This is a genomic window from Hymenobacter metallilatus (assembly GCF_003944705.1).
In the GTDB taxonomy this organism is placed as follows: Bacteria; Bacteroidota; Bacteroidia; order Cytophagales; family Hymenobacteraceae; genus Hymenobacter; species Hymenobacter metallilatus.
In genome coordinates, this window is record NZ_RWIS01000007.1 from 109,354 (window position 1) to 123,253 (window position 13,900).

General features: G+C 58.8%; 8 protein-coding genes. 2 read left to right on the top strand and 6 right to left on the bottom strand.

What is annotated here, in order from left to right; translation table 11 throughout:
- Positions 1-149 precede the first annotated feature (149 nt).
- Complete coding sequence (locus tag EI290_RS11920) at positions 150-4,838, bottom strand: T9SS type A sorting domain-containing protein (RefSeq protein ID WP_125430336.1); 4,689 nt, start codon at positions 4,836-4,838, stop codon at positions 150-152.
- 807 nt (positions 4,839-5,645) lie between these two features.
- Between EI290_RS11920 and EI290_RS11925 the strand changes: the two genes are divergently transcribed.
- The gene (locus EI290_RS11925) at positions 5,646-6,491 is read left to right on the top strand and encodes a hypothetical protein (protein WP_125430339.1); all 846 of its coding nucleotides are present in this window, start codon (positions 5,646-5,648) and stop codon (positions 6,489-6,491) included.
- A 94-nt stretch (positions 6,492-6,585) separates the two neighbouring features.
- On the opposite strand, the gene EI290_RS11930 is transcribed toward EI290_RS11925, so the two are convergent.
- The 5 genes from EI290_RS11930 to EI290_RS11950 all read right to left on the bottom strand — a co-directional run bounded on the left by EI290_RS11930 (position 6,586) and on the right by EI290_RS11950 (position 12,884).
- Positions 6,586-7,512 (bottom strand): SMP-30/gluconolactonase/LRE family protein, encoded by a 927-nt coding sequence (locus EI290_RS11930; RefSeq protein ID WP_185816969.1) that lies wholly within the window; start codon positions 7,510-7,512, stop codon positions 6,586-6,588.
- Between the two features lie 244 nt (positions 7,513-7,756).
- Positions 7,757-10,369: an ATP-dependent chaperone ClpB gene (gene clpB / locus EI290_RS11935; protein WP_125430345.1), complete on the bottom strand. Its 2,613-nt coding sequence runs from the start codon at positions 10,367-10,369 to the stop codon at positions 7,757-7,759.
- A 139-nt stretch (positions 10,370-10,508) separates the two neighbouring features.
- Positions 10,509-10,958 (bottom strand): hypothetical protein, encoded by a 450-nt coding sequence (locus tag EI290_RS11940; RefSeq protein ID WP_125430347.1) that lies wholly within the window; start codon positions 10,956-10,958, stop codon positions 10,509-10,511.
- Positions 10,959-10,983: 25 nt separating this feature from the next.
- Positions 10,984-11,553: a hypothetical protein gene (locus EI290_RS11945; RefSeq protein WP_125430350.1), complete on the bottom strand. Its 570-nt coding sequence runs from the start codon at positions 11,551-11,553 to the stop codon at positions 10,984-10,986.
- 407 nt (positions 11,554-11,960) lie between these two features.
- Positions 11,961-12,884 (bottom strand): manganese catalase family protein, encoded by a 924-nt coding sequence (locus tag EI290_RS11950; RefSeq protein WP_125430353.1) that lies wholly within the window; start codon positions 12,882-12,884, stop codon positions 11,961-11,963.
- A gap of 238 nt (positions 12,885-13,122) precedes the next feature.
- On the opposite strand from EI290_RS11950, the gene EI290_RS11955 reads away from it, so the two are divergent.
- A complete protein-coding gene (locus tag EI290_RS11955) occupies positions 13,123-13,881 on the top strand; it encodes a DUF72 domain-containing protein (RefSeq protein WP_125430355.1) in 759 nt (252 codons plus the stop codon).
- The last annotated feature ends 19 nt before the right edge of the window (positions 13,882-13,900 follow it).

A 13,900-nucleotide genomic window follows, 5' to 3' on the forward strand; every position in this document is an offset into this window, starting at 1 on the left:
CTGCATCCTGCCATATTTTTTGTTCCTGGACCGCCTGAAACCAGCCGGCGGGCGGCCGAATACGCCCGTTGGGCAACCATCAGCACAAAAAAACTCCCTGCCGACACCGTCGGCAGGGAGTTTTTGGGTCAGAGGAATACAACCGAGGCTTATTCCTTCACAATACGGCGGACGTCGAGGCCGCCTTCGGAGCGGGCCCGTAGCATGTACACACCGGACGGCAGCTGCGTGAGGTCGAGGGGCTGTTCCAGGCGGCCGGCGGGCACCGTGAGGGTGCGCACCTGCTGCCCGATGGCATTGTATACCGTCAGCTCCACGGCCTTGCTGTAGCCCGCTAGCTTCAGCGTCAGCTGGCCGTCGGTGGTGGGGTTCGGATAGAGCGTAAGCGAAGAGCCAGCCAGCGGCTTCACAATAGAAGTAACCACCTGCGAGGTCGAGAAGGCCGAAGCACAGCCGGCCGCATTGGTTACCTGAACTGAGTAGTTGCCGTACTGAGCCGCCGAGTTAACCACGTAATCCTGGCCGGTGGCACCCGGAATCAGGGTGTTGTTCAGGTACCATTGGTTGCCGGTGGCCGCGCTGCTGGTAAGCGTGGTCGTTGGTCCGTTGTAGCGGATGGTAACGGTGGGCTGAGCTGGAGTGGGGTTAATAGTTACCGTAGTAGTGGCCGTAACAGCCGAGCAGCCACCGGCCGCAGCCACCGTATTGGTTACAGTGTAGGTGCCAGGGGTGCTGGTGGCTAGGGTAATGGCCCCCGTGCCAGCATTAATGGTAAGGCCCGTAGTGCTGCTGAACGTACCGGCCGTGGCGCCGGCAGCCAGTACCACTGCCGGCGAAGCCGTGCCCACGCAGTAGCTGGCATTGGCGTAGCTGAAGCCGGCGGTAGCCGGAGCCGTAATGGTAACACTAGCCGTAGCCGTTACGGCCGCGCAGCCACCAGAAGCGGCTACTGTATTCGTCACGGTGTACGTGCCGGGAGTAGAAGTGGCCGGCGTAACAGCGCCTGTGGTAGCATCAAGGGTCAGGCCCGAAGTAGAGCTGAACGTACCCGCAGTGGCTCCGCTGGCCAGTGTAGGTACGGCGGTACCTCCGGCATTGGTGCAGTACGTGGTATTGGCGTAGCTAAAGCCGGCCGTAGCCGGAGCCGTAATGGTAACCGTGGTAGTGGCCGTTACGGCCGCGCAGCCACCGGAGGCGGCTACTGTGTTGGTTACCGTGTACGTACCGGGTGTAGAGGTGCCGGGGGTAATAGCTCCGGTAGTGGCACTAATGGTTAGGCCAGCCGTGGAGCTGAAGGTACCAGCCGAGGCCCCGGCCGTCAGGGTCGGCGTAATCGTGCTGGTGGCGCTGGTGCAGTAGCTGCTGTTGGCATACCCAAAGCCGGCCGTGGCCGGAGCCGTAATGGTAACCGTGGTAGTGGCCGTTACGGCCGCGCAGCCTCCCGAGGCGGCGACCGTATTGGTTACGGTGTAGGTGCCAGGGGTAGAGGTGCCGGGTGTGATGGCGCCCGTAGCCGCGTCAATGGTCAGGCCGGTAGTTGAGCTGAACGTGCCGCTAGTGGCGCCCGAAGCCAGCGTTGGTGTTACCGGGCCCGTAGCCGAGGTGCAGTACGTAGCAGCCGCGTAGCTGAAACCTGCCGTTGCGGCATTGCTGATTGTTACCGTAGCCGTAGCCGACGAAGGACAGGTGCCGCTGACGCTGTACGTTACGGTGTACGTGCCCGCCGTGCTGGCCGACAGGTTAATGGCTCCGGTAGCCGTATCCAGGCTCAGGCCCGCGGTGCTGCTGAATGTACCCCCGGCCGTACCCGTAATGGTAGGTGTGGGGTTGCTGCCGCTCTGGCAAAACGTGCTGGTGGCGTACGAGAAGGCAGCCGAAGTAGCCGGATTCACGGTTACCTGAATAGCCGAAGAGGTAGCTGAGCAGTTGCCGGTAGTAACTACTACCGAGTAGGCGCCGCTGGCAGCTACTGTGGTAGTGTAGGTATCGGAAGTGGCTCCGCTAATTGGCTGCCCGTTCAGTAAGAACTGGTAGGTAGCCCCGGCTACCGGCGTGGCATTCAGGGTGAGGGTGCCGGAGCCGCAGAAGGTAGTAGGCGTGGCAGCGGCCAGGGTAGCGGCAGGACCTGCGGTTACCGTCACCGTGACGGGTGAAGAATACACAATACGGTTGTCCGAGGTCTGGATAACTGCCCGGAAGGTAGTAGTCTGGGTGAGGTTGCTAAAGGCCAGCGTAGTACCGGTATTGGTGCCCGGCACCGCCACAAAGCCGCTGCCGGTGTTGGCCTCATACCCGGTAATGGTACCCGCGTAGCCCGAAAGCGTGAGGGTGCCGGAGTTCGTGCTGCCGCACACACTAGCCACTGAGGAGGTCAGGGCGCCGCCTTCCGTATTGGCCAGCACGAAGAAGTCGTTACCGGGTGTGATGGGCAAGGTAGATACCAGGCCCGTGGTAGGGGCCGAAGCCGCTGCGCCGCCAATGCTGGCATAGGTGCCGGCCGCCGTAGCCGCCTGGGCAACCACCGAGGTAGTGGGGCCACCCACCACATCATCGGCTCCGTAGCTAAGCTGAACCGTTGCCGAAGCCGGTAGTGCCGCCGTGTTCTGCAGGCGCACATAGCGGGTCGGATTCAACGACGACATAGCCCCCGACAACGTGCCACCCGTAGCTCCACTCACAATAGTAGCCGTGAAAGTTTGGGGGCCCGAGGTAGTAATTCCCCCTACCACTACCGGCCGCCAGCCTGGCCCGTCGCCAATAGCGAAGGTGCGGCTTACGGCCGTGGCGCTGTTTACGATGATAGCCAGGGGGCCGCGTACATAGCTGGCGGCACTGCCCGTCGGCGGTGCGCCCACCGTTTCGGCCAGAATCAGGGTGTTAGCGGGTGACGTGCTCAGCACGCCGCTGGTCAGAAACAACGACTGCGTTGCGTCGCCCCGCACCGTCAGGTTGCCGCCGGCCAGCGTTACCCCGTTCGGATTCGCAATGGAGAGGTAGTCGATGCTGCGTGTTGCCGGAATTTCGAAGCCCGTAGTGCGGCCGGCAGTTTCCGGCGCATAAATTACCTGCAGGTAGCCCGCACCGATGTTGAAGTTGGGCGCCACGTTAAACGAGCCCGCCTGGGTAGTAGCTCCCGTTACGCCAATCTGGATAACGTTGCCTACCGCCGTACCATCGCCAAACGTGAGGTTGTTGGAGCCGTTGAGGTTGCCAGTGAAGAAGTTGGCCCGGTACACCGTCAGCGGAGCCGTTAGGGTTACGCCGCCTCCGTTGTTGTCCAGAGAAATAGTCCGCACAGGCGTACTGAATGTGCCACTGCCGCCCAGAGTCTGCGGTACGGAGCCTGCAAAATAGAGCGTGCTGCCAGCAACGCTACCGGTGAGTGTACCATTGTTGGTGATGGTGGAGCCCAGTTGCAGCAGGATGTTGGCATTCAGGTTCAGTGTGCCGCCTGGGTTTACCAGCATGGTGCCGTACCCATTGGTTTGCCCAACCAGGAAAGCACTTTTCCCGCTCGGAATGCTCACGTTTGGCACAATGCCCCGAATCCGGAAGTCGAAGTTGGTTGCGGTAGCAGCCGTACCAACATTCAGGGTGCCGCCACTGAAGTTGTAGGTAGCACCGGCCACGTAGTAGTCGAGGGGCGTAGTGGCCGTACTACGCTGCACCAGATTAATGTTGCCGCCCGAAATAGTGGTGGTGCCGTTCACGCCAAACGAAGGCGCTGCCCCGGCGTTTGCCACGTTTGCCACATTAATGGTGCCGGCACTCATGCTAAAGGTCATGGTGCCCGTTACCGTGGTGGCCGAGGCAAAGTTGGTAAACCGCCCCGCGGTGGTAAGCGTGCCTCCCTCCATGGTGTACACGGCGTTAGAGCCAAATACCAGCGAGTTGCCACTGCCCGTGCCCACGTTGTAAGTGCCCGCCGTCATGCGTAGCAGCCCGTTCACGGTGGTAGAGTTGTTCTGGCCGAGTACGGTGTAGTTGGGGTTGTTCAGCCAGATGCCACCAGTAGCCGGCACAAACAGGCCGGTAGGAGTAGCACCCGAGGGCAGGGCCTGGTTCAGCAGCACTTTGCTGCCGATGGTAGCGGAGCCCGAGAGCTTCAGCGTCCCCGTCATGTTGTCCGTTACGGTGGTGCCGGAAATCAGGCGGGGCGCCAGAAATCCGTCGCCCGTGGCCGAGGCTACCCCCTTCACCGTGAAGGATGGCAGTGTCATTTCCACTACATCGGCCTGCGTAGATTTAGTGATGGTAACCGTTTGCAGGTCGGTGGTGCCGCTACCGCCGAAGGTAGCATTGCCAGCGCCGGTAAAGCGCAGGTCGGAGCCAACCGTTGTGCTGGCACTCAGGTCCAGCGTACCGTTGTTGGTTACGCTGCCAGCCACCTGCAGCTGATAGGCAGTGGTGGCGGAAGTGAGCAGGGAGCCTGTGCTGGCTACCGTAAGCGAGGCGCAGCTGGCTGCCACGTCCAGCGTTACGGTGGCGCCACTTGCAATAGTTACCTCATCTGCTCCGGTGGGCACCACGCCACCTACCCAGGTGGCAGGGTCGCTCCAGTTACCGCCGGTGGCGGTGGAGCTTATGCTGGCCTGAATGCCGCGCGCAGCATGGCGCACCGGTACCGGCGTGGCCGTGCGGGTTGCGGAGCCCGGCAGCGTGGCCAGCGCAGGTGCCGAAGCCGGTGTTACGCGCGCTGCCTCCATGCCCAGGCGCTGCTGTGCCTGCGCCCAAGGGCTGATAAACACGCCGCAGGCAGCTACCACTAGCGGTAACCAGCTCCGGCTCCGGGCACCGGGCCGAATGCCCGCTGCTGAATCCTGTACTGTTGGAATCATACAAAAATGGTAAAGGGTGGGAAAATGGCTTGCCTCCGCCCGGTCAGCAGGGTGCTAACGGAACCTTGGTAAGTGTGTTGAAGAAGAAAAAAAAGAGGGAAGGAAGGCTACAATGAGCCTACTACGCCAAAGGCTGGCAAACGGATAAGCACACACGGAATGCTGCTGAAATACTATTAAATAAGATAAAGTAAATATGATCTTTATTTGGGAGTAAATAGCAGTTTGAATCGAAAAATCCGCAGTTTTCTGGCCATGATTTATCTGGACTGCTGTCCGTAGCTGGTCCCAGTCTGCAAGGCAACGTTCTGGTAGTGAATACGGAGGGTAATTCTGGCCCTAACCAGATGGCTTGTGCCGGTGTGCTTTATCGGCAGGCAGGCAAAATGCAGATTATTCACCATGCCTGCCTGCTGTAAACTGTTCGCCCGGCCTGGGGCCGTAATGCCGGCTGAACCGAGCGCAAAAGCCTCCGGCAAGTAATTGGCTGCCACTATCGGGGGGAGCAGTAAACTTTTGCTCCACACCAGATTATGCGGTATATTGGACACGTTGTTTACGTCCAGTTCTCTCGTTTTTATCCAAGTGGAAGTATATTCTCTTTTTCCCGGCTAGCTCCACTATCAGCATCAGTTATACTGCCAATGCAGGCCGGCTCTGTATACACCGGTATATGTGCGCAAATGGTCTGGTAATTACTACCGCTGCTTCTCGTTGATTTCTCAGGCTGGCAGCGCCGGTTTGTGGCCCGTTGGGGGCATTCTTTCGCGTCGTTTTGTCTCTTCACTGTTCATTTCATTTCTTTCAATGGCCATTTCCTTTACCCGTTACGCTGTCCGTCTGGGCAGCACCCTTACCTTATCCGCCGCGCTGGCTCTAACCGCTCAGGCGCAAAACGTTTCGATGAAAGGCGACGTCATCACTGTGGATAAAAAACCCTACGCCAAGCTTCTGAAAGGCGGAACGATGATGATGCGCGACTTTACCCTGCTCACGCTCGACGACAAAGAGGTGATGAAGGCCAAAGGCAACATTGTGGCCCTGCCCAGCAACGAATCCTTCATTTACTACATGATGACGTTTCAGCCCGGCGGTGAAACGGCCGAAATGAGCAAAACCGGCCTCAACTTTCAGCAGCAGCTGGCCGAGGCCTTGGTGAAAAATGAGGTAATGCGCGACGGTCAGCCTAACCCCGAAGGCATCAAGCGTTTTACGGAGGCCTTTGGCGAGAAGCTTTCGGCCAAATATGCCGCCGAAAAAGAGGCGCAGGCCAATGCAAAGCCGCTGGACTACAAAATAGTAGAGCGCAACCGCTTCAACGCTCCCAAGCCCCGGCTGGTAGCCCCACCCCGCCGCTCCGAAACCACCTGGCGCATTATGCAGGGCGACGTACTAATTGGGGTAATGCGGCCCAAAGAGTCTACCAGCAGCATTCAGACGCTCTACACCTTCGCACTGCCCGATGGCTTCGAGGTGGCCGAACTCACTGTATATCCCAGCAGCAACAGCGAGTATAGCGGTGGCGTGCAGGGCACTTCGTACAAGCTGCACGTGAAAAAGGATAATAAATACCACAACAACTCGGCCGTTGGCGGTCCAGAGGCCGCCCGGCAGCAGGTAGTTGAGTACCTGGTAAGCGGGGGCTACCTGTAAGAAAATCAGGGTTAGCCCCAGACAGCAAAAGCCCGCTGGCACACTGCCAGCGGGCTTTTGCTGTCTGGGGCATTTTGCCGGCCAGAGGGCAAGTCTAGAACTTCACCTTCGTAATGGCGAAACGTGGCGACGTGGCCTGGTAAGGATACAGCACGTAAGCATCCATGGTGCGTCGGGTAATGGTGGTAGGGCTTACGGCCCCGGTTGCAAAGCTACCCGTACGGTTGGCCGTAACCCAGGCATCGGTGCTGGCCAGCCGGAATACGGTGCTCTGGCTGCCAGCTACAAGCAGCAGGGTCTGATTGTCCACCAGTAACAGCCCATCGGCACCAACCAGACTCTGGGTAGTTGTCACGCGCGAGAAGTTAGCGGGGGTACTGAGCGGCACCTTAAACAAGGTACCGTCGTTGGATCTGGCCACCAGGAGGTAGCCGTCGGGGTGAAACACAATGCCGTTGAGCCCAAAGCCGCTGCTGGCAGCTAGCTGCGCATTCTCCAGGAATACCGAGGCATTGCCTTGGGTATCAACCTTGTAAATAATTGGTGACAGGCTGTCGGTAATGTAGGCATTGCCCTGGCTGTCGACGGCTATATCGTTGGCGAAGTGATTTTGCGTGGGGCGTAGGCCACCCAGGTCGACAAAATTGCTGAGGGTGCCATTGTTGGTGTTATAGATGGCCAGGGCCGCCAACTTCTGCCGGGTAGCGGCACTGGAGCGGCTGGTGTTGGCGCCATTATCGGAAACGGCCACCAGCAGGCGCTGACGGTTGGCATCCAGGTTCAAGCCAATCGTAGAAACCAGCCGGGCATCATCGGCAAACTGGGTGTAGGTGCTGTCATCCTTTACCGTGCCAATGCGCCCCTGGGTGCGGGAGCTAACAAAAAAACGGCGGTTGGCTTCGTCGTACTGAATGCCTTCCGGCGAAAGGGCCGCCTGGGGTACCGTAATTTTATCAGGACTGGCCGGTGTGGCCACGGTGTTGTCCTCGTCGTCGGAGCAGGCGGGCAGTAACGTCAACATGCTGAGCGCCAGCAATAAGGTTCGGCTCAGCCCTGCAACGGTAATTCGGCGGATGTGGGGCATAGACAGCGGGTTGTTCATAGTAGTTCGGTGAAAGGCAGTGGTAGAATGTACTCGTCCATACGCTCATCCGGCAGAAAGGGTAGTACCCCGCGGATAACGGATAGATAAGTAGCATGTACTTCCCAGCAAAAAGCCCCGCCGGCACAACGCCAGCGGGGCTTTCCCATTTAATCAAATCTACTTATCCAACCGCCGGAATTTCCACGTTGTTGAAGCGGATGTGCCCGTCTTCCAGCACGGCTTCCACCACCGCGTCCTTGCTCACGCGGCCCGAAAGAATGTCCTTCGACAGCTCGTTGAGCACCAGGCGCTGCAGCACGCGCTTGAGCGGCCGGGCCCCGAAGGTGGGGTCGAAGCCCTGCTCGCCCAGGTAGTCGAGCACCTCGTCGGTGGCTTCCAGGCGGATGCCGGCTTCCTCCAGCCGCTGCTGAATCTGCCGGAACTGGATGTCCACGATTTTGCGGATTTCCTTGCGCTTGAGGGGCTGGAACATCACAATCTCGTCAATCCGGTTCAGGAACTCGGGGCGCATGTGCTGCTTCAGGCGGTCCACCACTTCCTCGCGGGTGCGGTCCACCACCTCGTCGTGGTTGTACTCATTCAGCTCCTTGAAATTCCGCTGAATGATGTCGGCCCCGGTGTTGGAGGTCATGATGATGATGGTGTTCTTGAAGTTTGCCACCCGGCCTTTGTTGTCGGTGAGGCGGCCATCATCCAGCACCTGCAGCAGAATGTTGAACACATCGGGGTGGGCCTTCTCGATTTCATCAAGCAGAATTACCGAGTAGGGCTTGCGGCGCACGGCCTCAGTCAGCTGCCCGCCTTCGTCGTAGCCCACGTAGCCGGGAGGTGCCCCAATCAGGCGCGACACGGCGTGGCGCTCCTGGTACTCGCTCATATCGATGCGCACCATGGCGTTTTCATCGTTGAACAGGTACTCGGCCAGGGCCTTAGCCAGCTCGGTTTTCCCCACGCCGGTAGTACCCAGGAAGATGAAGGAGCCAATAGGCCGCTTGGGGTCCTGCAAACCGGCCCGGGAACGGCGCACCGCATCCGAAATAGCCGCAATGGCCTCCGATTGGCCCGCCACGCGCTTGCCCAGCTCGTTCTCCAGGTTCAGCAGCTTATCCCGGTCCGACTGCAGCATCTTGCTCACCGGAATGCCGGTCCACTTTGCTACCACTTCGGCAATGTCCTCGGAGGTTACCACTTCCTGCAGCATCGAGCCACCATCCTTCTGGGCTTCGGCCTGGGCTTGCAGCTCTTTCAGGCGGTTTTCGGCTTCCTGAATTTTGCCGTAGCGCAACTCGGCCACGCGGCCATAGTCGCCCTGGCGTTCGGCCTGCTCGGCTTCCAGCTTGTAGCGCTCAATGTTTTCCTTCTCGGTCTGCACACTGGTCAGGGCCGATTTCTCGTTTTCCCACTGCGCTTTCAGCGTGTCGCGCTGGGCCGAGAGGTCGGCAATTTCCTTGTTGAGCACGTTCTCCCGGTCGTGGTTTTCCTCGCGCCGGATGGCCTCGCGCTCAATTTCCAACTGCATAATGCGGCGCTGCACCTCGTCCAGCTCCACGGGCATGGAGTTCAGCTCGATGCGCAGCTTGGCGGCCGCCTCGTCCATCAGGTCAATGGCCTTGTCGGGCAGAAACCGGTCGGTGATGTAGCGGCTGCTCAGCTCCACGGCAGCAATTACGGCGTCGTCGGTGATGCGCACGCCGTGGTGCAGCTCGTACTTTTCCTTGATGCCGCGCAGGATGCTGATGGCGTCGGGCACGGTAGGCTCGTCCACCACCACGGCCTGGAAACGGCGCTCCAGGGCCTTGTCCTTCTCAATGTATTTCTGGTACTCCTTAAGCGTGGTGGCACCAATAGCGTGCAGCTCGCCCCGCGCCAGCGCGGGCTTGAGCAGGTTGGCCGCGTCCATGGCCCCTTCGCCGCCACCGCCGGCCCCTATCAGGGTGTGTATCTCATCGATGAACAGCACAATCTGCCCATCCGAGTCGGTTACTTCCTTGATAACGGCCTTGAGGCGCTCCTCAAACTCGCCCTTATACTTGGCCCCGGCCACCAGCAGGCCCAGGTCCAGGCTCATCAGGGTTTTGTCCTTGAGGTTTTCGGGTACGTCGCCGGCCACAATGCGCTGGGCCAGGCCCTCGGCAATGGCAGTTTTACCCACGCCCGGCTCGCCCAGCAGTACCGGGTTGTTCTTGGTACGGCGCGACAGAATCTGCAGTACACGCCGAATTTCCTCGTCGCGGCCGATAACCGGGTCCATCTTGCCCGAGCGCACCCGCTCATTGAGGTTGATGGCGTAGCGGTTCAGGCTCTGGTACTGGTCCTCGGCGCTCTGGCTGGTGACCTTGCGGCCCCCGCGCAGCTCCTTGATGGCCGCTTTGAGGTCCTTTTCGTTGAAGCCGGCGTCCTTCATCAGGGTAGCCACGGCGTCCTTGCCGCCCAGCAGCCCCAGCAACAGGTGCTCCACCGACACGTATTCGTCGTCGAACTCCTTCAGGAAACCGGTAGCGCGTTGCAGAGCGGCGGCGGCCTCATTAGAGAGGTAGGGCGAGCCCCCGCTTACTTTGGGGTAAGCGGTTACAATGGCATCGAGGCGGGGCGTGAGGATGTTCAGGTTCACGCCCAGCTTTTTGGCCAGAAACGACAGCACATTCTCGTCGCTCTGGAAGAGGCCCTTCAGCAAGTGGCCGGTTTCGATGGCCTGCTGCTGGTTGCTCCCGGCAATTTCAGTGGCCTTCTGCACGGCCTCCTGTGCCTTGATGGTATAGTTATTAAAGTTCATGGGTTGCTTTCGTCGTAGGTGAGAACTTCGAACAGGAAGATTCTACGAGGAGGCTAGCAAACAGGGTGCGAGAGGAATTTTGCTGACGTTATGACTTGATTTTGTAATTTATACATAAATTAAATGACTTTTTGGCGGTTTATGAACGCGCGTGCATAGCTTCCGCCCGCCGAAACAGCCACCCCGCCAGCACCCACAGCCCGGCGAAGAGGGTGTTCAGCACAATCACCCAGAGCACGCCCATTGTAAGCTCGGGCCGCTTGATAAGCAGCGCCACGAAGGGCACGGCAAACTGGGTTAGCGCCGCCGCAAACATGGCGCGAGCCATACCTTGGGGTTGCAGCCGGGCCAGCGCGGCTCCGATAAAGCCTACAGCCAGCACCAAACCGTAAAGCAAATTCACGGGGTTATCCTCACTGCCGATAAAGCCCACGGCCAGGTTGCCCCATACCAGCAAGAGGGAGGCCGCCACTGCTACGCCAGCGGCTAGTTTATATGTGCTACTACGCCTCCGGCTGGCTACCAGCAGAAACAGCAGCCCCGCACCTAACAACAATAGGCCGGCAACAATAAAGGGTGCAACGTTCATTTAAGTAGGAAGTAAAGGCTTTATATTAGGCCAATTGCCGACCCAGTACAGAACCATTGGCCCGCCGGAATAACCAGCCTGATACGGCCCACAGCCCAGCAAAAACGGCATTGAATACTACCACGTTCAGCAAGTGTGCTGAGGGTTCAGCAGCTGCGCCCGTCGGCTTCCACACAAACAGGGCAATAATGGTAACCGCCACATAGGTAAGAGCGGCGGCAAACATGGCATTGGAAGTGCCCAGAGGCCGGAAACGGGCCGCAATGGCACCACCGAGGGCTACCAGCAGTACTGCCCCATAGAGTAAGTTGGCCGGATGATCTTCGCTACCAACCAGGCCTACGGCCGCGTTGGCCCATACCAGCAGCAGCCCGGCCACCACGCCTACACCGGCTGCCAGCCGGTAAGTGCCATTGTTGCCCATGCGGGCAATGAGCACGAACGTAGAGCCCGCTCCAAACAGCACGACAGCCGCAAATACAAAGTCGGAGAAAGTCCAGTTTACTTCGGTGGTGTACTGCATAGCTACCAGCGGAATCAATAGCAGTAGTCCGGCAACCAGCGCAACGAGCAGAAGGCTTTTGGGGAGTGTCATGGAAGTAGAAAATTGAGGTTGAAGTAGAGGAGTATGTTGGCTGAGCCCAGCCGAAGCCAGCCTAATAGACAGCAGCAACGATACAAAGGATGATAAAGAACTTTGTATTTCAAAGCATGTTAAAATATTTTGTTTGATAGTGTATTCCCGCGTTATAAAAAGGCCTTTATCAAGCTATTCAGCTAGTTCAAAGTAAAACAGCACAAACGATGCACATGACGTTGACCTAAGTTTAGTCGGCGTTAGGCATTTTGGCTGCCCAGTTCCGTGCTCTAGCATCCATGAGGTACTACGTGAGGTATACTGCTGTATTGGAACAGCCTACTAATGCCTGGCAGAAAAGTCGAAACGGGCCTGCCCCATGGAGCAGACCCGTTTCGGTGCTGGTAGCAGAAAGACGGCTGCGGTTAGCCGTGGCGCTGTTTCCACTCGTCAGACAGGCCCAGCTTCTTGGCAATATCCTTGAACATTTCGGGGTCGAAGTCGTCCTCGCCGGGGGAGTTGAGCTGGGGTTCTTCTTCGAGCACGGGATAGGGCACACCCTGAATAGCGCCCTGCACCACTTCCAGCTTGGAGCCGTCTTCGGGGTGCGTGCCGTTCCAGATGATGCCGGCCTCGGCGTAGGCATTAGGCGAGAAGGTGTACAGCTGCCGGTGCAGGCCATGCTCCATAAACTTAACGGCTTCCGGAAACTTAGCGTTGGAGAGGGGCGGAACGGGCATAAGCTTCTTCACGTCAACCCCCGTAATCACCTCCAGTGCCTTAGCGTAGGCATATACGTGCAGGCCTCCGCGCACCAGCAGGTAGCCTATCATGGTGCGGGCGCAGGGGTCGGTTACCATTTCATAGGCCCTGATTTTGTTGGCCCGGGCTCCGCACTCCAGAAAGAAATTGTGCAGCAAATCGAGACGCAGGTTGCCGGAGCTGTTCACGTACTGCCCGGTCCAGGGGTTACCCATCGAGTCGAAGGGCAGGGCGGCCTGCCCGCTGGCCAGGAAGTGGTAGGAGTTACGGGCATCGACGGCGTCGGACAAGGGGCCAGGCTTGGGGTCGTGGCCCCGCTCGGTTACGCCGGTTAGCAGCAGGTTGATGGCATAGCTCACGGCCTCAATGTGCGAATACTCCTCGGCGGCAATGGCGGATGTAAGCGCGTAGAACGGCCGGAGCCGGTCGCGCCCCCGAAAGTTGAACGACTGGAACGTGTAGTTCATCAGCGTGCTCATTTCGCCGAATTTGCCACCGAGTAGCTCCTGAATGGCCGCGGCATCGTTGGCCGAGGGATGTTTGGGTTTAGGCAGGTCGATTGCCAGTTCGTCAAGGCGCAGAATCATAGCTCACAGAGGTGAATGGTGAAAACAGAACAGCCGGCAGCCGAGGCCAAAACCCCGTCTGAAACCGCAGAATATTCGTATGCCCGGGGGCTGACGTCAAGCTAACGTACGGTTATAAACCGGAGAAAGCATGTGCACAATTTGGCGGCTCATCTGTAGTAAGCTGCTGTGTAGCAAGAGTATAGTTGAGCTTGTTTCGTGCGCAGCTTCGTAGTGCCCACCTCGTTTAGTCCCATTTATGCCCTCGTATTATATCGGCTGCTCCGGCTTCTCCTACCGCGACTGGAAAGGCGTGCTATACCCGAACGGGCTGCCGCCGCGCAAGTGGTTTGCCTACTATTGCACCCAGTTCAACACCCTGGAAATAAACGTGACCTTCTACCGTATGCCGGCCCTGAAGGTGTTCGAAAGCTGGTACGACCAGAGCCCGCCCGGTTTCCGGTTTGCCGTGAAAGCGCCCCGGCAGGTAACCCATTACAAGAAGTTTAACGCCGAAGCAGCGCCAGTTTTGGCCGATTTTTATGCCACGGTGCAGGAAGGCCTGCGCGAGAAGCTAGGACCGGTGCTGTTTCAGCTGCCGCCCAAGGCCGCCTATACGGAGGAGCTGCTGGGTTGCATTCTGGAGCAGCTGGACCCTGGGTTTCATAACGTGCTGGAGTTCCGGCATCCCAGCTGGTGGAACGGGGAGATATTCCGGACCCTGGCCCGGCACGGCATCAGCTTCTGCGGCCAAAGCTACCCCGCCACCCTGCCCGACGATGTAGTGGCCAACACCGAAAAAGCCTACTACCGTTTTCACGGGGTACCGGTGCTGTACACTTCCGCGTATAGTGGTGATTTTCTAGTGAAAATAACTCGGCAAATGCAGGCAGAACCCCATCTGGCGGAGGCATACCTGTACTTCAACAACGGTATCGGTGGGACCGGGGTACTGAATGCCCGGCAGCTGCAGGAGTTGCTGGGTGCCCGGCCGGCCCTGGCCCTTGGGCAGGACTAGCGGATTTCGTAGCTATTCA

What these genes read in the sequence shown, in the direction of transcription:
- EI290_RS11925 (WP_125430339.1), top strand. Translation starts at nt 5,646, where the DNA reads ATGGCCATTTCCTTTACCCGTTACGCTGTCCGTCTGGGCAGCACCCTT.
- EI290_RS11930 (WP_185816969.1), bottom strand. Translation starts at nt 7,512, where the DNA reads ATGTTGACGTTACTGCCCGCCTGCTCCGACGACGAGGACAACACCGTG.
- EI290_RS11940 (WP_125430347.1), bottom strand. Translation starts at nt 10,958, where the DNA reads ATGAACGTTGCACCCTTTATTGTTGCCGGCCTATTGTTGTTAGGTGCG.
- EI290_RS11950 (WP_125430353.1), bottom strand. Translation starts at nt 12,884, where the DNA reads ATGATTCTGCGCCTTGACGAACTGGCAATCGACCTGCCTAAACCCAAA.
- EI290_RS11920 (WP_125430336.1), bottom strand. Translation starts at nt 4,838, where the DNA reads ATGATTCCAACAGTACAGGATTCAGCAGCGGGCATTCGGCCCGGTGCC.
- EI290_RS11955 (WP_125430355.1), top strand. Translation starts at nt 13,123, where the DNA reads ATGCCCTCGTATTATATCGGCTGCTCCGGCTTCTCCTACCGCGACTGG.
- EI290_RS11945 (WP_125430350.1), bottom strand. Translation starts at nt 11,553, where the DNA reads ATGACACTCCCCAAAAGCCTTCTGCTCGTTGCGCTGGTTGCCGGACTA.
- clpB (WP_125430345.1), bottom strand. Translation starts at nt 10,369, where the DNA reads ATGAACTTTAATAACTATACCATCAAGGCACAGGAGGCCGTGCAGAAG.